Source organism: Cellulomonas sp. S1-8 (assembly GCF_026184235.1).
Taxonomy (GTDB): Bacteria; Actinomycetota; Actinomycetes; order Actinomycetales; family Cellulomonadaceae; genus Cellulomonas.
In genome coordinates, this window is record NZ_CP110806.1 from 2,690,820 (window position 1) to 2,710,563 (window position 19,744).

General features: G+C 74.6%; 17 protein-coding genes and 1 tRNA gene. 5 read left to right on the forward strand and 13 right to left on the reverse strand.

What is annotated here, in order from left to right:
• Positions 1–2,676, reverse strand: coding sequence for a phosphoenolpyruvate carboxylase (locus tag OKX07_RS12085; RefSeq protein WP_265628317.1), 2,676 nt, complete (start codon positions 2,674–2,676; stop codon positions 1–3).
• Positions 2,677–2,782: 106 nt separating this feature from the next.
• On the opposite strand from OKX07_RS12085, the gene OKX07_RS12090 reads away from it, so the two are divergent.
• Genes OKX07_RS12090 through OKX07_RS12100 form a run of 3 tightly spaced genes read left to right on the forward strand, consistent with a single transcriptional unit; the run spans position 2,783 to position 4,325 of the window.
• Positions 2,783–3,238, forward strand: coding sequence for a hypothetical protein (locus OKX07_RS12090; protein ID WP_265628318.1), 456 nt, complete (start codon positions 2,783–2,785; stop codon positions 3,236–3,238).
• Between the two features lie 26 nt (positions 3,239–3,264).
• Complete coding sequence (locus tag OKX07_RS12095; protein WP_265628319.1) at positions 3,265–3,765, forward strand: MarR family winged helix-turn-helix transcriptional regulator; 501 nt, start codon at positions 3,265–3,267, stop codon at positions 3,763–3,765.
• Complete coding sequence (locus OKX07_RS12100) at positions 3,762–4,325, forward strand: hypothetical protein (protein ID WP_265628320.1); 564 nt, start codon at positions 3,762–3,764, stop codon at positions 4,323–4,325. The genes OKX07_RS12095 and OKX07_RS12100 overlap by 4 nt, the downstream gene beginning before the upstream one ends.
• Positions 4,326–4,474: 149 nt before the next feature.
• On the opposite strand, the gene OKX07_RS12105 is transcribed toward OKX07_RS12100, so the two are convergent.
• The 12 genes from OKX07_RS12105 to OKX07_RS12160 form a co-directional block, all read right to left on the reverse strand.
• Positions 4,475–4,547 (reverse strand) — tRNA-Ala (locus OKX07_RS12105).
• Positions 4,548–4,655: 108 nt separating this feature from the next.
• Positions 4,656–5,357 (reverse strand): histidine phosphatase family protein, encoded by a 702-nt coding sequence (locus tag OKX07_RS12110; RefSeq protein ID WP_265628321.1) that lies wholly within the window; start codon positions 5,355–5,357, stop codon positions 4,656–4,658.
• Positions 5,354–5,737 (reverse strand): ribosome silencing factor, encoded by a 384-nt coding sequence (gene rsfS / locus OKX07_RS12115; RefSeq protein WP_265628322.1) that lies wholly within the window; start codon positions 5,735–5,737, stop codon positions 5,354–5,356. The genes OKX07_RS12110 and rsfS overlap by 4 nt, the downstream gene beginning before the upstream one ends.
• Positions 5,738–5,804: 67 nt before the next feature.
• Complete coding sequence (locus OKX07_RS12120; RefSeq protein WP_265628323.1) at positions 5,805–6,236, reverse strand: hypothetical protein; 432 nt, start codon at positions 6,234–6,236, stop codon at positions 5,805–5,807.
• Between the two features lie 909 nt (positions 6,237–7,145).
• A complete protein-coding gene (gene nadD, locus OKX07_RS12125) occupies positions 7,146–7,763 on the reverse strand; it encodes a nicotinate-nucleotide adenylyltransferase (protein ID WP_265628324.1) in 618 nt (205 codons plus the stop codon).
• 2 nt (positions 7,764–7,765) lie between these two features.
• Positions 7,766–7,921 (reverse strand): hypothetical protein, encoded by a 156-nt coding sequence (locus tag OKX07_RS12130; RefSeq protein WP_265628325.1) that lies wholly within the window; start codon positions 7,919–7,921, stop codon positions 7,766–7,768.
• A gap of 149 nt (positions 7,922–8,070) precedes the next feature.
• Positions 8,071–9,375, reverse strand: coding sequence for a glutamate-5-semialdehyde dehydrogenase (locus OKX07_RS12135; protein ID WP_265628326.1), 1,305 nt, complete (start codon positions 9,373–9,375; stop codon positions 8,071–8,073).
• Positions 9,376–9,481: 106 nt separating this feature from the next.
• A complete protein-coding gene (gene proB, locus OKX07_RS12140) occupies positions 9,482–10,630 on the reverse strand; it encodes a glutamate 5-kinase (protein ID WP_265628327.1) in 1,149 nt (382 codons plus the stop codon).
• A gap of 64 nt (positions 10,631–10,694) precedes the next feature.
• On the reverse strand, positions 10,695–12,212 hold the full coding sequence (obgE, locus tag OKX07_RS12145; RefSeq protein WP_265628328.1) for a GTPase ObgE: 1,518 nt from the start codon (positions 12,210–12,212) through the stop codon (positions 10,695–10,697).
• 108 nt (positions 12,213–12,320) lie between these two features.
• Entirely contained in the window at positions 12,321–12,578 is a 258-nt protein-coding gene (gene rpmA / locus OKX07_RS12150) for a 50S ribosomal protein L27 (protein ID WP_089799742.1), read from the reverse strand.
• Between the two features lie 58 nt (positions 12,579–12,636).
• Positions 12,637–12,945: a 50S ribosomal protein L21 gene (rplU, locus tag OKX07_RS12155; RefSeq protein ID WP_265631916.1), complete on the reverse strand. Its 309-nt coding sequence runs from the start codon at positions 12,943–12,945 to the stop codon at positions 12,637–12,639.
• A 335-nt stretch (positions 12,946–13,280) separates the two neighbouring features.
• Entirely contained in the window at positions 13,281–16,664 is a 3,384-nt protein-coding gene (locus tag OKX07_RS12160; protein WP_265628329.1) for an Rne/Rng family ribonuclease, read from the reverse strand.
• 478 nt (positions 16,665–17,142) lie between these two features.
• Here OKX07_RS12160 and OKX07_RS12165 point away from each other — a divergent pair, with 478 nt between their 5' ends.
• Both OKX07_RS12165 and cydB read left to right on the forward strand, forming a co-directional pair.
• Positions 17,143–18,669: a cytochrome ubiquinol oxidase subunit I gene (locus OKX07_RS12165; RefSeq protein WP_265628330.1), complete on the forward strand. Its 1,527-nt coding sequence runs from the start codon at positions 17,143–17,145 to the stop codon at positions 18,667–18,669.
• 11 nt (positions 18,670–18,680) lie between these two features.
• The gene (gene cydB / locus OKX07_RS12170) at positions 18,681–19,730 is read left to right on the forward strand and encodes a cytochrome d ubiquinol oxidase subunit II (protein WP_265628331.1); all 1,050 of its coding nucleotides are present in this window, start codon (positions 18,681–18,683) and stop codon (positions 19,728–19,730) included.
• The last annotated feature ends 14 nt before the right edge of the window (positions 19,731–19,744 follow it).

Here is a 19,744-nt window from a genome sequence, read left to right on the forward strand (position 1 = left end):
TCAGCCGGTGTTCTGCAGACCGGCGGCGACGCCGTTGACCGTCAGGAGCAGCAGGCGGCGCAGGTCGTCCGTCGACTGATCGTCCTGACCCGTCCGCAGGCCGCGCAGGGCCCGCAGCTGCAGCAACGACAGCGCGTCCACGTACGGGCTGCGGAGCTGCACGGCGCGGCCGAGGATCCGGCGCCGCGAGAGCACGCCCGTGCTGCCCGTCGTCGCCAGGACCCAGCGCCGCGTCAGCGCCATCTCGCCGAGGACCAGGCCCGCGAGGTCGTCGCGGTCGCCGAGCGCCAGGTAGTGCGCGGCGATGCGCTCGTCGGTCTTGGCCAGCGACATCTCGACGTTGTCGATGATCGTCGCGAACAGCGGCCACTCGGCGTACGCCGTGCGCAGCTCGTCCAGGTCCCCGACCGCCTCGAGCGCGGTCCCCAGCCCGTACCAGCCGGCCAGGTTGATGCGGGCCTGCGACCACGAGAACACCCACGGGATCGCACGCAGGTCGTCGAGCGACGACACCGACAGGCCGCGGCGGGCCGGACGCGAGCCGATGGGCAGCAGTCCGAGCTCCTCCAGGGGCGTGACCTGGGCGAACCAGGCCGGGAAGCCGTCGGCGCGGACCAGTGCGTGGAACCGCTCGCGCGACGTCACGTCGAGCCGGGCGGCGAGGTCCGCGAACCGCGCGGCCGCCTCGTCGTTGCGGCGCACGACGCTCGGGGCGTCGGCGAGCAGCGTCGCAGCGGTCACCTGCTCGATGTGCCGGGTCGCGATGTCCGGGTCCCCGTACCGGGCGAAGATGACCTCGCCCTGCTCGGTGAGCTTGAACCGGCCGTCGACCGAGCCGGGCGGCTGGGCCAGGACGGCGCGGTTCGCCGGGCCGCCACCGCGACCGAGCGCGCCGCCGCGGCCGTGGAACAGCGTGAGCACGATGTCGTTGCGGTCCGCCCACTCGGCGATGCGCCGCTGCGCGTCGTCGAGCGCCAGCGTCGCGGACAGGGGCCCGACGTCCTTGGACGAGTCGGAGTACCCGAGCATGACCTCGACCCGCCGGCCGTTGGCGGCGAGCCGCTCCTGCACGCGCGGGTGCGCCAGCGCGCCGTCGAGGATGTCGATGCTGTTCTGCAGGTCGGCGAACGTCTCGAACAGCGGGATCGCGTCGATGACCGGGGCGTCGTCCGCCCCGCCGAACGCCAGCTCGGCGAGCCGGTAGACCGCGGCGAGGTGCTCGGCGGACTGCGTGAAGGACACGATGTAGCGCCGCGCGGCCTTGATGCCGAACCGGCGCTGCACCGTCCCGAGCGCACGGAAGGTGTCGAGCACCTCGACCGTCATCGGCTGCAGGTCGCCGTCGACGCCGTGCTCCTCGATGTCCGCGAGCGCGGCGGCGTGGACCTGGGAGTGCTGACGCACCTCGAGCTCGGCGAGGTGGAAGCCGAAGGTCTGGACCTGCCAGAGGAGGCGCTGCAGGTCCCCGTAGGCGGCGCGCCGGGCGCCGGCGGCGTGCAGCGAGTCCTGCACGGTGCGCAGGTCCGCCTCGAGCGCGTCGGCGCTCGGGTACGCCAGGTCGGCGTCGCGGCGACGGGTCGCCGCGATGCGCTCGATGACGCCGAGCATCGCGCGGCGGTGCGGCTCGTTGGGGGCGTCGTTGGCGATGCGCGACGTCATCGCCTCCGACAGGGAGCGCAGGCGCTGCCACAGCGCGCTGAGTCCCGGCGACGCGGGCGTGCCCACGCCGTCGAGCGTGAGCCCGTCGGCCGTGCGGCGCGCGGAGGCGAGCAGGGCGTCGAGCGCGTGCTCGGAGGCGAGCATCGCCGCGGCGCGCGTCACCTCGGCCGTGACGTTGGGGTTGCCGTCGCGGTCGCCGCCGATCCACGTGCCGAGGCGCGCGAACGGCGCGACGACGGGCGCGGTCGTGCCGGCGGCGTCCTCGAGCAGCCAGTCGTCGAGACGGCGGTACACGGTGGGCAGGATGTCCGCGAGCGTCGCGTCGAAGATCGACAGGACCGTCACGACCTCGTCGAGCACCGTCGGCTTCTCCGCCCGCAGCGGGGACGTGCGCCACAGCGTGTCGATCTCCGACAGGAGGCGACGCTCGTTCTCCGCGAGCGTCGTGCCGCCGATGTGCAGGGTGTCGCGCTCGGCGACGAGCTCGGCGACGCGGCGGATCGAGCGGGCGACGGCCCGTCGGCGCGCCTCCGTCGGGTGCGCCGTGAAGACGGGCCGGAACTCCAGGTCGCGCAGCCGGGCGCGCGCGGTGTCCTCGCCCATCTCGTCGACGAGCTGCTGGTACGCCGCGGGCAGCGAGTCGTCGGGCGCCAGCTCGTGCGGCGCGAGCCGCGACTCGCGGTCGTGCAGCACGCGCACCCGGTGGTACTCCTCGGCCAGGTTGGCGAGGTGGAAGTAGCAGGTGAAGGCGCGCGCCACCTGCTCGGCGCGTCCGTGGCTGAACCCCGCCACGAGCGCCTCGGCCTCGGCGAGCGCATGCCCGTCAGGGTCCCCGTGCGAGGCGATCGTCAGCTCCCGCAGGCGTTCGACGTCGGCGAGCAGGTCCTCCCCGCCGGCCTCGCGCAGGACGCGTCCGAGCAGCTCCCCCAGGAGCCGGACGTCGTTGCGCAGGAGCTCCGGTACCTCGTGGCTGACGACGCCGCGTGGGACGTCCGACCTGATCTGCGCTTCGCTCACGGGAGAAAGGTAGTTGACGGGCGAGCGCACCCGCCCCCTGCGCCCGACGGGTGGGCACGGGCCCCGGTCCCGGGGCGTGCCGTGGGCGCCGTGGCATGCTGGGCGCGTGGTCCTGTTCCGTCGCCGGCCCGAGGTGCCCGCGGACGTCGTCGCCGGCTTCTGCGCGGCCGAGGCGCCCGCGATGCAGCGCTCGATCCTCGCGGCGCTGGGGCTCGGCGAGCGACCCGCAGCGGTCGACGTGCCCGCGCGGATGCGGGTGGAGCGTGGCGCCGACGACCGGCTGGTCCTGGTGTGGCGCAACGTGATCGTCGGGTTCGTGCCCGCGTCCGCCGCCCCCGCGCTCGCCGCGGCGCTCGAGGCCGCCGGTGACGCCGCGCTCGTCGTGCGCACCCTGGTGCACCGGGCCGACGGGACGTGGCGGGTGTGGGTGGGTGACGTACCGCCCGACGGCTTCCCCCTCGTCCCCGAGGGCCTGGACACGCTGGCGGCCCCCGAGCTCACGATCCTCGGGGTGCCGGTGCGGCGGCTCGACGGCCCCGCGCCGACCACGGATAGGCCGTAGTTGTCGCGTCAAGTAGAATCCGGGGAGTGACCTCCGACACCTCCTGGCTGACCCCCGCCGAGCTGCGCGCCTGGCTCGGGCTCGTCGCCGTCGCCGAGCTCCTGCCCGCACAGCTCGACTCCCAGCTGCAGCGCGACGCCGGGCTCACGCACTTCGAGTACCAGGTCCTCGCGATGCTGTCCGAGGCCCGGGACCGCACGCTGCGCATGTCGGCGCTCGCGCAGCGCGCCAACGCGACGCTCCCCCGCCTCTCGCACGTCGTCAGGCGCCTCGAGGAGCGCGGCCTCGTCGAGCGCGCTCCGTGCGCGCAGGACCGCCGCGCCACCAATGCGCACCTCACGCCCGCCGGGTGGGACCTCGTCGTGCAGACGGCGCCCGGCCACGTCGCCACGGCGCGCGAGCTGGTCGTCGACGCGCTCACCGCCGACCAGGTCCGCCAGCTCGAGGACCTGACCCGCACGATGCTGCAGCGCCTCGACCCCGAGGGGCGCCTCGCCCCGCCGCTCGACGAGGTGGGGCGCGCGTGAGCACGCACGACGGCACGGGGCCCGCGACGACCGGCGACGGCACCGTCCGCGACGCGGTCGCGGCCCTGCGGCGCTGGGAGGACTCCGGTGCGGTGTGGCGCGTGCTGTCGCGCGACGGCGCGCAGCTCACCGTGGGCCTGCTGACGTGCACGGGCGACGAGGTCGTCGACCGCATCACCTCCACCGACCCCGCGCTCGCGCGCTTCGTCGCGGGCCGCGCCGGCAGCGACGACCCCGCCGCCTCCCCCAGGACGCCCCCCGGGGCCGACGCGGGCGAGCTCACGCTGTGCTGCCTGCTCTGGGCGGTCCCGGGGCAGGAGGCCGCGATGTCGGGCTACGAGGACACCGTGCTCGCGCTCGTCGCCGACCACGACGCCCGCGTGCTGCAGCGCGTGGTCGGGGACGGCGCGGACGGGCACCCGCACGAGGTGCAGGTCTACCGCTTCGGCAGCAGGGCGGCGCTCGACGCGTACCTCGCCGACCCGCGACGCGTGCGGCTCGCCGCCGAGCGTGACCGCGTGGTCGCGCGCACGGAGACCTTCCCGGTCAGGGAGCGCTGAGCGGAAGGGGCCCGCACCCCCGGACCGCAGGGCACGACCGGCTCCGTCGTCGGCTCGGTGGCACGGCAGGTCCGCGCCCCGGACGACCAGAGGCCACGTCGGCCCCTGTGTCCAGGATCCCGGCGTGGCCTCTGACCAGCACTCTCGGGTGGAGCTGAGGGGATTCGAACCCCTGACCCCCTGCATGCCATGCAGGTGCGCTACCAGCTGCGCCACAGCCCCGTGGTCCGCGGACGGACCGTGCGTCCCCCGAGGGGCGCCCGGAGAGTCTAGGACGAACGTGCCGCGGAAAGCGAATCGCCCCCGCGGCCCGCGCAGCCCCGGTCAGCGTCAGTCGGGGTCGCGGGTGGAGCCGTCGGGGTCGTCCGCCGGCTCGGGGTCGGGCCCGGCGTTCCAGTCCGACGACGCGTCCGTCGGGCCGATGTTGTAGCCGAGCATCCGCCACGCCGGGGCGACACCGGTGCCGGCCGCCACGAGCTCGGCCCAGTGGGCGTTGTGCATGCCGACGAACCCCCGCCACGCGGGGTCCTGACCCAGCAGCTCGGCGACGACCGACCCGATCGCGGCGCCGTGGGACACGAGGACGAGCTCGCCGAGCCCCGCCGTGCGCTCTACCTGGTCGGCGACCGCGTCCGCGAGCCGCCGGGCGAGGTCCGCACGCGTCTCGGCACCCACCCCGACGGGGTCGCCACCGGCACGCCAGGCGCGGAACTCCCCGGGCCACCGGGCGTCGATCTCGTGACCCGCCAGGCCCTCCCACTCGCCGAACGCGCGCTCCCGCAGCCGCGGGTCGAGCTCGACCGGGACACCCAGCGCCCGGCCGAGGTAGCCGGCCGTCTCGGCCGCGCGCGTCAGGTCCGACGCGACGATCCGGGCGGGCCGCCGGTGCCGTGCCGCGAGACGTGCGGCGGACGTGCGCGCCTGCCAGTGCCCGACCTCGTCGAGCGGGATGTCGATCTGGCCCTGCAGGCGCGCCTGCGCGTTGTACGCCGTGCGCGCGTGCCGCCACAGCAGCAGGTGCTGCTGCGTCACGCCTCGGCCAGCTCTCCGCGCTCCTCGGGGGGCAGCTCGATGAGCGGGCAGTCCTTCCAGAGCCGCTCGAGCGCGTAGTAGACGCGGTCCTCGGCGTGCTGCACGTGCACCACGACGTCGCCGAAGTCGACGAGGACCCACCGGCCCTGCGCCTTGCCCTCGCGCCGCACGGGCTTGGCGCCCAGGCGGTGGAGCGCTTCCTCGACGGCGTCGACGATCCCGCCGACCTGCCGCTCGTTGGTGCCCGACGCGATGAGGAACACGTCGGTGAGGACCAGCTGCTCGCTGACGTCCAGCGCGATGATCTCCTGCGCCTTCAGGTCGGATGCGGCGCGCGCAGCGGCGTGGGCCAGCTCGATTGCGCGGGGGGTCGCGGGCACAGGTGCTCCTCGTGTCGTGTCGGGACGGGTCGCACCGGAGGCGCGACGCCGGAAGGTGTCAGGTGCGTCAGAGCGGACCGGCGTGACCGGTGACCTGCACGACGGTCGCAGCCGCCGTCTCGCCGGGCTCCTCACCGCCGCGCGTCTGGATGACCAGCAGCATGATGAGGAAGCCGAGCACGAACGCCACGACGGCGAGCACCAGCACGTGCAGCCACGTGTACGGGTGCATGCGGCGCGTCGGCTCGTCGTCGTCGTCCTCGTCGTAGTCGTCGTCGTCCTCGTCCGTTGCGGCGTCCGCCGGGGCGGTCGCCGGACGGGACGCGGCCCAGGGCGGTGCGGCCGGCTCGTCGGTCGGTCGCGCGGGCGCGTCGGGCGTCGGACGACCGGCGCGCGGCCACGCGTCCGGCGCCGCGGCCGGGGTCGCGACGTCGGGCTGCGCCGGCGCGGCCTGCGCGCCCGCGGGTGCCCAGGCCGGGGACGCCGGGGGCGACGCCACCGGTGCCGGTGCGGCGGCCTGGAACGAGCTGACGGACGGGGCAGCAGGCTGCGCGGGGCCGCCGGACGGGGTCCAGGGCTGCGTCGCCGGGGCCTGCGGCGCCTGCGTGCCGGAGCCCCACGCGGAGGTGCGGGGAGGCGCGGGCGGCGCCGAGGACGCGGCCGCGGCCCAGCTGGGTGCACCCGACGCGGGTGCGGCACCGTTCTCGCGCGACCACCCCGGGCTCTCCGCCGGACGGGGTGCCGTTGCGGGACGCGGCGTCGGCGCGGGTGCCGCGCCCTGCTGCTGGCCCCAGGGCGTGGACGGTGCGGGCTGCGGTGCGGCCGACGGGCGGGACGTGGCGCGCTGGTCGGCGCCGCCCTGCGGGGCGGGCGAGGCCCCCAGGCCGGCGCGCCCGACGTGGGCGCAGGACGCGGGGCGGGCGCGGGGCGCTGCTGGGGCTGGGGTGCGGCGGGCCGCGGGGCGGGCGGCGGTGTGCCTGCCCGCGGTGCTGCGGGACTGCCGGACCGGGGCCCGGACGTCGGGTCGAGCGCCGAGTCTCGGTACGAGCGCCGGGACCGCGACGAGTCGGCGCCGGGCGGCGGACCCTGCGGTGCGGACGGACCCCGCGAGGCGGGGCCCGGACCGGCCGGGGTCGACCGTGGACCTGCGGACACCGGACCTGCGGACACCGGGCCCGCGGACACCGGGCCGGGACGTGCGGGCTGCTGACCGGGACCCGAGGACCACGCCGGGGTCGCCGGGGGCGGCGCCGAGGTGGTGCCGGTGGGCGGCGTCACCAGTCGGCTGCGCATGGCGCGGCGCGAGCTGGGGGCTGACTGCTCGTCGCCGGCGGACGGGGACGCAGGTCCCTGACCGCCGTCCTGGGCGGCTCGCTCCATCTCACGACGGCGGCGGCGCTCTCCGGGTTCACTCATCAGGACCTCGATACAACCTGTGTTTGGCGATGTACTGGACGACCCCGTCCGGGACGAGGTACCACACGGGCTCTCCCGCACGCGCACGGGCGCGGACGTCGGTCGAGGAGATCGCCAGGGCCGGGATCTCCAGCACGTCGACCCGCCCGGCGGGTAGGTCGTCGACCGACAGTGCGTGACCCGGGCGGGTGACCGCCACGAACCGCGCCATGTCGAACAGCTCCACCGCATCCTTCCACGTGAGGATCTGGGCGATCGCGTCCGCACCGGTGATGAAGTAGAGGTCGACCTCCGGACGCTCGGCCTTGAGGTCCCGGAGCGTGTCGACCGTGTACGTCAGGCCTGCGCGGTCGATGTCCACCCGGCTGACCGTGAAGCGCGGGTTCGACGCCGTGGCGATGACCGTCATGAGGTAGCGGTGCTCGGGCGGCGACACGTCGAGGCCCTGCTTGAAGGTCGGGTGCCCGGTGGGCACGAACACGACCTCGTCGAGGGCGAACCGCGCGGCGGCCTCGCTCGCGGCCACGAGGTGGCCGTGGTGCACGGGGTCGAACGTGCCGCCCATCACCCCGAGGCGTGGGCGGGCAGGGACCCCCGCGGTGGCCGGCACCGTCAGTGGCGCGTCCCGACGGACCGGAAGGCGTACGTCACCAGGAGCATGGCGATCAGCCCCGCGAACGCGCCGACGCCGAAGACCACGGGCGAGAAGGGCAACGTCGTGGTGTGCTCGGCGGCCGTCTCGGCCGCGGCGATCAGGGTGGCGTTCACGTCGTCCTCCTGCTGGTCGTCGTCGGTGTGCGTGTCCGTCGTCGCGGCTCCCGGTCTCCCGAGCCCGCAGCGACCCAGTGTCGCACGCGGGGGCGGAGCGCCGGACCACGTCCTGACACGGTGCCAGAGGTGCCAGAGGTGTCAAGGGGTCAGGGCCGGACGTGCCCGTCGCCGTGCACGACCCACTTGGTCGTCGTGAGCTCGCCCAGACCCATCGGACCGCGGGCGTGCAGCTTCTGCGTCGAGATCCCGATCTCCGCGCCGAGACCGAACTGGCCGCCGTCCGTGAACCGGGTCGAGGCGTTGACCACCACGGCCGCCGAGTCGACCTCCGCCACGAAGCGCTCGGACGCGCCCAGGTCCTGCGTGAGGATCGCCTCGGTGTGCCCGGTCGACCAGCGCCGGATGTGCGCGATCGCGGCGTCGAGGTCGTCGACCACCCGCACCGCGAGGTCGAGCGACAGGTACTCGGTCCCCCAGTCCTCGTCGGTCGCGGGGACCGTCGGCGCCTCCTCCGGCGCCCGTCGCAGCGTCGCCTCGTCGCCGTGCACCGTCACGCCGGCGTCCGCGAGCGCCGCCACGGCGGACGGCAGGAAGTCGTCGGCGACGTCGCGGTGCACCAGCATCGTCTCGACGGCGTTGCACACGCCCACGCGCTGCGTCTTGGCGTTGAGCAGGATCGCCAGCGCGTCGGCCAGGTCGGCGCTCGCGTCGACGTACAGGTGGCAGTTGCCCGCACCGGTCTCGATGACCGGGACGGTCGCCTCCCGCACGACCGTCGCGATGAGGTCGGCGCCGCCGCGCGGCACGAGCACGTCGACGAGCCCGCGCGCGTGCATCAGCGCGACCCCGCCCGGGCGTCCCCACGCGTCGACGGACTGCACGAGGTCGCCCGGCAGCCCCTGCGCGAGGAGCGCGTGGGCGAGCACCTCGACGATCACCTCGTTGCTGCTCGCAGCGGCCGATCCCCCGCGCAGGATCACGGCGTTGCCGCTCTTGAGAGCCAGTCCCACGGCGTCGACCGTGACGTTGGGACGGGCCTCGTAGATCATCCCCACGACGCCCATCGGCACGCGCAGCTGACGCAGCCGCAGGCCGTTCGGCAGCGTCGAGCCGCGCACGACCTCCCCCACCGGGTCGGGCAGCGCCGCGAGCTCGCGCAGCGCGTCGGCGATCGCGGCCACCCGCGGCGGGGTCAGCGCGAGGCGGTCGAGCAGGCCCGGGGACATGCCGTTCGCGCGACCGCGCTCCAGGTCCCGCGCGTTGGCGTCCAGGACCCGGTCGGTCGCGGCCACGAGCGCGTCCGCGAGGGCGTGCAGCGCCGCGTCCTTCGTGGCGCGCGTCGCGGTGGCGAGCGCCCGCGACGCCTCCCGGGCACGGCGGGCGACGGCGAGGACCGCGACCTCGGGGTCGTCCTGGACGGCGGGTGTCTGCTGCTCCAGCGACGTCGTCATGGCGCCAGGTTAGCCGTGCGGCGCGGTCGGGTGCTGCGGGGCCCGGGCCTCGATCCGCGGCCGGCGCGGGCCTCCCGTCCGACCGGGCGTGCCGACGGTGCCGGGCTCAGCGTCGCCGACGCACCAGCACGAGGTCGTCGCGGTGCACCAGCGCACGGTCCCACCCGGGGCCCAGCGCGTCCCGCAGCGCCCCCGTGCTGCGTCCGAGCAGCTGGGGGATCTCCTGGTCGCCGTACGCGACGAGCCCGCGCGCGACGACGGCGCCGGCCGGGTCGACCAGCTCGACCGGGTCACCCGCCTCGAAGTCCCCCTCGACGCCGGTGACGCCCGCGGGCAGCAGCGACGTCCGGCGCTCGACGACGGCCCGCACCGCGCCCTCGTCGAGCACCAGCCGCCCGCGGGTGCGCGCCGCGTGCGCGAGCCACAGCAGCCGGATCGAGCGGCGCCGACCGGTCGCGGCGAACCACGTGCCGACGTCGTCGCCCGCCAGCGCGGACGCGGCCAGCGCCGCCGACGTCAGGACGACCGGGATGCCCGACTGGGTGGCGATCGCGACGGACTCGAGCTTGGTGACCATGCCCCCCGTGCCCACGGCGCTGCCGCGCGCCGTGACGTCGACGCCCTCGAGCTCACCGGGCCCGTGCACCTCGCCGATGCGTCGCGAGCCCGGCCGCGACGGCGGCCCCGTGTACAGCGCGTCGACGTCCGTGAGCAGCACCAGCGCGTCGGCGTGGACGAGGTGCGACACCAGCGCCGCGAGCCGGTCGTTGTCGCCGAACCGGATCTCGTCCGTGGCGACCGCGTCGTTCTCGTTGATGATCGGCACGACGCCGAGGTCCAGCAGCCGGGTCAGGGCACGGTGCGCGTTGCGGTACTGCCCGCGCCGCCACGTGTCCTCGGCGGTCAGCAGCACCTGCGCGACCCGTAGCCCGTGCGCCGCGAACGCGCGCGTGTAGTGCGCCACGAGCAGCCCCTGGCCCACGGAGGCCGCCGCCTGCTGCGTCGCGAGGTCCCGCGGCCGGGCCGCCAGCCCCAGCGGGCCGATGCCCGCAGCGATCGCCCCCGACGACACCAGGACGACCTGGGTCCCCGCCGCGCGGCGCACCGCGAGCACCTCGACGACGGCGGCGAGGCGCTCGGTGTCGAGGTGCCCGTCCGGCGTCGTCAGCGACGACGAGCCGACCTTGACGACGATGCGGCCCGCGGCGGGCAGCTGGTCACGTCCCGACAGGGCGGCGGCACTCACGGCCCCCATGATGCCCCGCCCGCGGCCGCTGCCCGTGCAGCGACCGCCCCCCGGACGCACGGCGCGCGCCGGCTCAGGAGTCGGGGTCGGTCCAGACCCCCTGCTCGCGCTCCGTCCACAGCTCGGCGCGCGCGGCCGCCTTGGCGTCCATGCGCTCGGTGTACTCGCGACGCTTCTGGCCGCGCGTGGGCCGCGCCCGGTCCTCGAGCCGCGCGTCGGAGCCGCGCGGGCCGCCGAGCAGCTCGGACCCCGTGAGCAGGGTGGGCTCCCAGTCGAACACCACCGAGTTCTCGTCGGGTCCGATCCGTACCTCGTCGCCCGCCACGGCGCCCGCCCGGTACAGCGCGTCCTCGACGCCGGCGCGTGCCAGACGGTCCGCGAGGTAGCCGACCGCCTCGTCGTTCGAGAACTCGGTCTGGCGCACCCACCGCTCGGGCTTCTCGCCGCGGATCGCGAACCAGACCTGCCCGCCGCCCTCGCGGCGCTTCACCGTGAAGCCGTTGTCGTCGACGGCGCGCGGGCGCAGCACGGTGCGCGTGGGCTCGGGGAGCGGTGCGGCGCGACGCGACGCGTCGACCTGCCCCGCGAGCGCGAACGTCAGGGCGCGCAGGCCCTCGTGGCTGGCCGTCGAGATCTCGTAGACGGGCAGCCCGCGCGCCTCGAGCTCGGGTCGCACCAGCTCCGCGAGCTCGCGCGCCTCGGGCACGTCGATCTTGTTCAGCACGATGACGCGCGGACGCTCCGCGAGCGGCACGCCGCCGGCCGCCACCTCGAGGTCCTCGGCGTAGGTGCCGAGCTCGGCCTCGATGACGTCGAGGTCGGTGATCGGGTCGCGGTCGGGCTCGAGGGTCGCGCAGTCCAGGACGTGCACGACGAGGGCGCAGCGCTCGATGTGCCGCAGGAACTCCAGCCCCAGCCCCTTGCCCTGCGACGCGCCGGGGATCAGACCGGGGACGTCCGCGACCGTGTAGCGGGCGTCACCGGCCTGCACGACGCCCAGGTTCGGCACGAGCGTCGTGAACGGGTAGTCAGCGATCTTCGGCCGGGCCGCGGAGATCGCCGCGACGAGGCTCGACTTGCCGGCCGACGGGTACCCGACCAGCGCGACGTCGGCGATGGTCTTGAGCTCGAGGACCACGCTGGCCTCGTCGCCGGGCTCCCCCAGCAGCGCGAAGCCCGGGGCCTTGCGCCGCGGCGACGCGAGCGCGGCGTTCCCGAGGCCGCCCCGCCCGCCCGCGGCGACGACGTAGCGCGCACCGGTCCCGACGAGGTCGACGATGACGGTGCCGTCGGGCGACTTCACGACGGTGCCGTCGGGGACGCCGAGGACGAGGTCCTCGGCCGTCGAGCCGCTGCGGTGGTCGCCCATGCCCTGCGTGCCGGACGCGGCGCGGCGGTGCGGCAGGTGGTGGAACGGCAGCAGGGTGGTGACCTGGGGGTCGACCTCGACGATCACGGACCCGCCGTTGCCGCCGTTGCCGCCGTCGGGGCCGGCGAGCGGCTTGAACTTCTCGCGGTGGATGGACGCGCAGCCGTGCCCACCGTCACCGCCGGTCGCGTGCAGCACGACACGGTCGACGAACGTCGCCATGGCTGGACCTCCTTCACCTTCTCCTGCAGATCTTGATCGTCACACGACGAAGGGGCGCACCGTGCCGGTGCGCCCCTTCGACCGTGAAAGCTGGGGTGTGTCGCGACCTCAGGCGTCCGCGACCACGATGTCGATGACCTTGCGGCCACGACGCGTGCCGAACAGCACCGAGCCCGCGGCCAGCGCGAACAGCGTGTCGTCCCCACCGCGGCCGACGTTGTCGCCCGGGTGGAAGTGGGTGCCGCGCTGGCGGACGATGATCTCGCCGGCCTTGACGACCTGACCGCCGAAGCGCTTGACGCCGAGGCGCTGCGCGTTGGAGTCGCGACCGTTGCGCGATGAGCTCGCGCCCTTCTTGTGTGCCATGACTGACCTGCTCTCCGGATGCTCAGAAAAGGTGGACGGCCGCGTGAGCGGCGCGGGCTCACGCGATGTCGGTGACCTTCAGGCGCGTCAGCCGCTGACGGTGACCCTGACGCTTGCGGTACCCGGTCTTGTTCTTGTACTTGAGGATGTCGATCTTGGGACCCTTCTCGTCCCGCACGACCTCGGCCGTCACCGTCACCTTGGCGAGCGCCGCGGCGTCGGTGGTGACCTTGTCCCCGTCGACGAGCAGCAGCGCCGTCAGCTGGACCGACGACCCTGCCCCGGCGGCGAGGCGGTCGACGACGACGACGTCGCCGACGGCGACCTTCTCCTGGCGGCCGCCAGCCTTCACGATCGCGTACACCACGTTGCTGCTCATCTCTGCTCGTCGGACCTGCTCATCGGTGCTTCGTGCGTCCTGCCCGTCGGTGCCGCGTGACCCGCCGGTACCCGCGCACCGCCGCACCACGAGGGTGAGGGGTTCGCGTCGGCGATGTCGTCCGCGGCGCCTGGACCAGGACCGGCAGGACGTCCGCCCCCGGGTCTCCCCGGGTCACGCGGCCGTCAGGCCTCCCGGCACGCGCGCGACGCACCGACGTTCTAGCGTACGGACCCGCCCCCGCCCGGTCAAACGAGCACCGGCGGGGCCGGGTCCTTCGTGCGGGATCGCTCGTGATCGCACGTGCGATCACGAGCATTCCCTCAGTCGTCGCGGTCGGACGGACCCTCGCCGGTCACGTCCGCCGCCTCGCCGTCCTGGTCGGCTGCCTCGCCGTCCTGGTCGGCCGCCTCGCCGTCCTGGTCGGCCGCCTCGTCCTGCCGGTCCGCGTCCTCGAACAGCTCGGGTGCGACGGCGTGCAGCTCGAGGGGCGCGTCCGTCCCGACGGCCGGCGCTCCCGCGCCGTCCGTGCGCTCGACCCCCACGGCGCTGAGCTCGGCGAAGACGTCGAGCGTGCCGCTCGTCGGTGCCGCAGCGACGGCCACCGCGTCCTGCGGCGCCCCCGCGTCGCCGGGCGCGTCCTCGACGGGCACCACGGTGTCGTCGGCGGGCTCCTCGGAGGCGCCACCGTCGACGGTCGGAGCGTCGTGCTCGTGCTCGTGCTCGTGGGCGTGGGCGGCCGCGGCCGCGATCGTGGCGAGCGTAGCCTTGACGGCCTCGCGCGCCTCGGGCAGCACGGGCACGGCGGGGTGCGACGTCCCGTTGCCCTGGTCGGAGGTCGCGCGCTTGCGCCGCGACCGCTTCGACTCCGCCGCCTCGGGTGCCGGCTGCGCGACGACGTCCGGACGACCGCCCTTGCCGACGGGGTCGGTGTGCACGATGAAGCCGCGCCCGTGGCAGTGCTCGCACGTCTCGCTGAACGCCTCGACGAGGCCCTGGCCGACGCGCTTGCGGGTCATCTGCACCAGGCCCAGCGACGTGACCTCGGCCACCTGGTGCTTGGTGCGGTCGCGTCCCAGGCACTCGACGAGCCGGCGGAGCACCAGGTCGCGGTTGGACTCGAGCACCATGTCGATGAAGTCGATGACGATGATGCCGCCGATGTCGCGCAGCCTCAGCTGGCGGACGATCTCCTCGGCGGCCTCGAGGTTGTTGCGGGTGACCGTCTCCTCGAGGGTGCCGCCGGCACCGGTGAACTTGCCGGTGTTGACGTCCACGACCGTCATGGCCTCGGTCCGGTCGATGACCAGCGAGCCCCCCGACGGCAGCCAGACCTTGCGGTCCATGCCCTTGGCCAGCTGCTCGTCGACACGGTGCACCGTGAACACGTCCTGGGTCCCCGTCCAGCGCTCGACGCGTGCGGCGAGGTCGGGTGCGAGGTCGCCGACGTACGTCGAGATCGTCGACCAGGCGTCCTGCCCCTGCACGACCAGCGAGGAGAAGTCGTCGTTGAAGATGTCGCGGACCACGCGGATCGCCATGTCCGGCTCGCCCTGCAGCAGCGCGGGCGCGTTGGCGGTCTTGCGCTTCTTCTCGATCGCCTCCCACTGGCCCTGGAGGCGGACGACGTCGGCGCGCAGCTCGTCCTCGCTCGCACCCTCGGCCGCGGTCCGCACGATCACGCCGGCGGTGTCCGGGACGAGGTCGCGCAGGATCTTCTTGAGCCGCGAGCGCTCGGTGTCGGGCAGCTTGCGGCTGATGCCGGTCATGCCGCCGCCCGGGACGTAGACGAGGTAGCGGCCCGCGAGCGTGATCTGGCTGGTCAGCCGTGCACCCTTGTGGCCGATGGGGTCCTTGGTCACCTGGACCAGCACGGCGTCGCCGGACTTCAGCGCCTGCTCGATGCGGCGCGACTGGCCCCCTTCGAGGCCGGCGGCGTCCCAGTTCACCTCGCCGGCGTAGAGCACGGCGTTGCGGCCCTTGCCGACGTCGACGAACGCGGCCTCCATGCTCGGCAGCACGTTCTGGACGCGGCCGAGGTACACGTTGCCGACCATCGAGGCCTGCGCCTGGTGGGAGACGTAGTGCTCGACGAGCACGCCGTCCTCGAGCACGGCGATCTGGGTACGGGCGTCGACCTCGCGCACGACCATCGCCCGCTCGACCGACTCGCGGCGTGCGAGGAACTCGGCCTCGGTGATGACCTGACGACGCCGGCCCGCGTCGCGCCCCTCACGGCGCCGCTGACGCTTGGCCTCGAGGCGCGTCGAGCCGCGCAGCGCGGTGACCTCGTCACCGGCGGGCCGACGACGCGGCTCCTCGGCGGGGGCGTCGCCGCGGGCACCACGACGACGACGGCGGCGCCGGCGGCTGGAGCTGCCGGCCTCGTCGTCTCCCGCGTCGTCCGCGCTCTCGGGCTCCGTCTCGGTCTCCGGCTCGTCGTCGCCGGGCTCGTCCGTCGCGTCCTCGCCCGGCGCGTCGGCACGGCCACGACGTCCGCGGCCGCCCCGCCGGCGGCGTCGACGCGGACCCGCGCCGTCGTCGCCCGGCTCGTCGTCGTCCACGTCGCCGGTCTCGTCGCCGGTCTCGTCGCCGGTCTCGTCGACGATCTCGGCGTCGTCCTCGTCCTCGTCGACCGGCACGGCGTCGGTGACGGGCAGGTCCTCGTCCGTGGTCTCGTCGGCGTCGGCCGCGGGCCGCCGACCGCGACCCCCGCGGCGGCGACGGGAGCGCCCCGCACCCTCCTCGGGGGCGGGCGTGGGGTCGGTCTCCCCCTGGACGGCGTCGTCCTGCACGTCCTCGTGGCGAGGCTCGGGCTCGGACGTCTCGACCCGGGCGGACCCCGAGATCTCCTCGGGAGACCCGGCCGAGGCCTGGGCACGGCGACGGCGCGGACGTGCCGCGGCGGCGTCCGGCGCCTGGAAGAGCAGTGCGGTCGTCGCGAGGCGCGCCCGGGCGGGCGACTCCTCCTCGGTACGCATGCCGCCCAGCTCGGCCAGCACGTCGAGCGGAGCGTCGGCGCGGGCCGCGGTGACGGGCTGCGCGGTGTCCGGCGTGCCCACGTCGGCGGCGTCGGCATCAGGAGCGACGTCCGCGGCGTCGGTCGCACCGGACGCGGCGTCGGCGTCCTGCGCGGTGCGGGTGGCCCGGCCGCTGCGACGACCCGACCGACGGCGCCGCGAAGTGCGCTCCTCGGCCTCCTCGGCCACGGACTCCGCGACCCCGCTGGCCTCGGGCTCGTCGGCGTCGGGCGTGCCTGCGTCGTCGGGCGTGACCTCGGCGTCGGGCGTGACCTCGTCGGCCGTGAGCTCGTCGGGGTCGACCTCGTCGACCACGGGTGCGTCGGTCACGGGGGCGTCGACCACGGGTGCGGCGGGTGCGGCGGCGGGCGCCTCGGCCACGGCGTCGAGGACGACGGTGCGCGTCACCCGACGGGAGCCCCGCGCGCGGGTCGTCCGCGCAGGGGCCGCGGTCGGCTCGGCGGCGTCCTGCGACCCTGCGGCGGTCTGCGGCGCGGGCTCGTCCTGCGGCGCGGGCTCAGGGACCACGACGGGGGCGGGCGGTGCCTGCTCGGTCACCTCGGCCGCGGGGGCCTCGGTCGTCACGACGTCCCGCACGACGCGGCGTCGTCGCTTCTTCGGTGCCGGGTCGGCCGCCGCGGTGACGTCGGTGTCGGTGGTGTTCTCGGTGCTGTTCACGGGAGGCAAGCCAGTGCTCCTGGGTACCAGGGAACCCCGTCCACACGACGTGCGCCCCCGGGCGGTCGGTCGTCGCTCACGCCCGGTCGGGCGCCGCGACGGAAGTCAACGGTCGTCGTCGCCGCCCGTCCGGCGCCATCGCCTGCCAGGCCGACTCGGGGCTCCGATCTGGAGCCCGGCGAGGGCGGGGCGGCGGCTGGCCTGCACGGTCACTGCTGCGGCGAGCTCGTCGGTCCCGACGGTGTGGGCGTCAGGACCTGGGCGTCAGTATCGCACAGCCCCCGGGGCCCGCCTCTCCGACGGCGGGTGAGTTGACGACGTCTCGTCAGCAATCGGGACCTTGGTCCCGCCCGTGCGAGTGCTCCCGTCCTACGGTTCCGAGCAGGACGTGGCACGACCCGCCATCGCCTGCGGACGCGTCGTCGGCACGTCCGCGCAGGACGCACCGCCCCCGCCCCGACCCCCTCGCACCAGCACGGAGACCCGCGTGGACGCCCTCGACCTGGCCCGTTGGCAGTTCGGCATCACCACCGTCTACCACTTCATCTTCGTGCCGCTGACGATCGGCCTCGCGCCGCTCGTCGCCATCATGCAGACCGCGTGGAACCGCACCGGCAACGAGCGCTGGCTGCGCCTGACGAAGTTCTTCGGCAAGCTGCTGCTGATCAACTTCGCGATCGGCGTGGCGACCGGCATCGTGCAGGAGTTCCAGTTCGGCATGAACTGGTCGGAGTACTCGCGGTTCGTCGGCGACGTGTTCGGGGCACCGCTGGCCATGGAGGCGCTCGCCGCGTTCTTCGTCGAGTCGACGTTCCTGGGGCTGTGGATCTTCGGCTGGGACAAGCTGCCGCGGCGGATCCACCTCGCGTGCATCTGGGCGGTCGCGATCGCCACCAACCTGTCGGCGTACTTCATCCTCGCCGCGAACTCGTGGATGCAGCACCCCGTCGGCACGACCTACAACTTCGAGTCCGGGCGCGCCGAGATGACGGACGTCGTGGCGGTGCTCACCAACCCGACGGTCCTCGCGGCCTTCCCGCACACCATCTCCGCCGCGTTCCTCACCGCCGGCACGTTCGTCGCCGGCATCGCCGCCTGGTGGATGGTGCGCCTCGTGCGTTCGGGCGACGAGGCCAGGGCGCGGGACGTCTACCGACCGGCGGTCGTCCTCGGCCTGGTCACGATGCTCGTCTCCGGTGCCGGTGTGGCGGCCTCGGGCGACTGGCAGGCCAAGCTCATGTTCGACCAGCAGCCGGCCAAGATGGCGGCCGCCGAGGGGCTGTGCGAGACGCAGGACGGCGCCGCGTTCTCGATCCTCGCGATCGGCGACCTCACGGGCGACTGCGCGGGAGTCCGGCACCTCATCGAGCTGCCCGGCTTCACGTCGTTCCTCGCGACTGGCGACTTCGACGCCCGGATCCGCGGCGTCGACGAGCTGCAGGAGTTCTACGCGGACTGGATCAGCCAGTGGGAGCAGGACAACGGCGTCGAGGCGACGTTCGACCCGCAGGACACCCGGTTCTACCCCAACCTCGCGATCACCTACTGGTCGTTCCGCCTCATGATCGGCTTCGGCGCCGGCTCCGCCGCCCTCGCGCTTGCCGCTCTGTGGCTGCTGCGCCGCAAGGGCTCGGTCACCGACAAGGCGTGGTTCGGGCGCCTCGGCCTCGCCGCCATCGCCACGCCGTTCCTCGCCTCCGCGTTCGGCTGGATCTTCACCGAGATGGGCCGCCAGCCCTGGGTCGTCACCCCGAACCCCAACGCCTCGGGCGTCGACGGCGTGTGGCTGCTGACGCAGCGCGGCGTCAGCGTGGTCGTCAGCCCCGGCATGGTCGTGTTCTCGATGGTCGGGTTCACGCTCCTGTACGGCGTGCTGATGGTCGTCTGGTTCCGGCTCATGAAGCGGTACGCCGTCGAGGGCGTCGCCGACAGCGAGCACGACCCGAGCCCCGACAACCCCGCCAACGCCCCCGACGCGGACGGCACCGACCGTCCCCTGTCCTTCGCGTACTGAGGAGACCGGCCATGGAGCTCTCGACCGTCTGGTTCCTCCTCGTCGCCGTGCTGTGGACCGGCTACCTCGTGCTCGAGGGGTTCGACTTCGGTGTCGGCATGCTGCTGGCGATCCTGCCCCGGGGCGACCGCGCCCGCCGGGAGAAGGAGCGCCGGCTCATGATCAACACCGTCGGCCCCCTCTGGGACGGCAACGAGGTGTGGCTGCTCACCGCGGGCGGTGCGACGTTCGCGGCGTTCCCCGAGTGGTACGCCACCCTGTTCTCCGGGTTCTACATCCCGCTGTTCCTCATCCTGGTCGCGCTGATCGTGCGCGTCTGCGCGTTCGAGTGGCGCGGCAAGATCGACTCCCCCGTGTGGCGCGCCTGGGCGGACCGGGCCCTGATCTTCGGCTCCGTCGTCCCGGCGCTGCTGTGGGGCGTGGCGTTCGCCAACCTCGTGCGCGGGGTCGAGCTCGACGCCGACCACCAGTACGTCGGCGGGTTCTGGGCCCTGCTGTCGCCGTTCGCGCTGCTCGGCGGCGTCGTGACGCTGAGCATCTTCCTCACGCACGGCGCGGTCTTCCTGGCGATGAAGACCGCCGGGGAGATGCGGGAGCGTGCCGCGGCCTTCGCCGCGCGCAGCTCGGTCGTGACGCTCGTCGTCGCCGGTGCGTGGGCCGTCTGGGCCCAGCTCGCGTTCAGCGGCAAGGCCTGGACGTGGGCCGCCGTGCTGGTGGCCGCCGCGGCCCTCGTGCTGGTGGTGGCCGCGACCCGCGCGAGGCGCGAGGGCATCGCGTTCACGGGCTCCGCGGTCGCGATCGTCGCGGCCGTCGTGCTGATCTTCGGCTCGATGTACCCGGACGTCATGCCGGCGTTCGACCCGGCCAACTCCCTGACGGTCGACAACGCGTCCTCCACCGACTACACGCTCACCGTCATGACGTGGGTCGCCGCGATCCTCACGCCGCTCGTGCTGCTCTACCAGGGCTGGACCTACTGGGTGTTCCGCAAGCGCCTGACCCTCGAGCACATCCCCGAGGCGACCGGGCTCACGTTCGACCGCGTGATCTCGCGGTCCTGATCGTGGTCGGCCGG

What these genes read in the sequence shown, in the direction of transcription:
- OKX07_RS12135 (WP_265628326.1), bottom strand. Translation starts at nt 9,375, where the DNA reads ATGACGACGTCGCTGGAGCAGCAGACACCCGCCGTCCAGGACGACCCC.
- proB (WP_265628327.1), bottom strand. Translation starts at nt 10,630, where the DNA reads ATGGGGGCCGTGAGTGCCGCCGCCCTGTCGGGACGTGACCAGCTGCCC.
- obgE (WP_265628328.1), bottom strand. Translation starts at nt 12,212, where the DNA reads ATGGCGACGTTCGTCGACCGTGTCGTGCTGCACGCGACCGGCGGTGAC.
- rpmA (WP_089799742.1), bottom strand. Translation starts at nt 12,578, where the DNA reads ATGGCACACAAGAAGGGCGCGAGCTCATCGCGCAACGGTCGCGACTCC.
- cydB (WP_265628331.1), top strand. Translation starts at nt 18,681, where the DNA reads ATGGAGCTCTCGACCGTCTGGTTCCTCCTCGTCGCCGTGCTGTGGACC.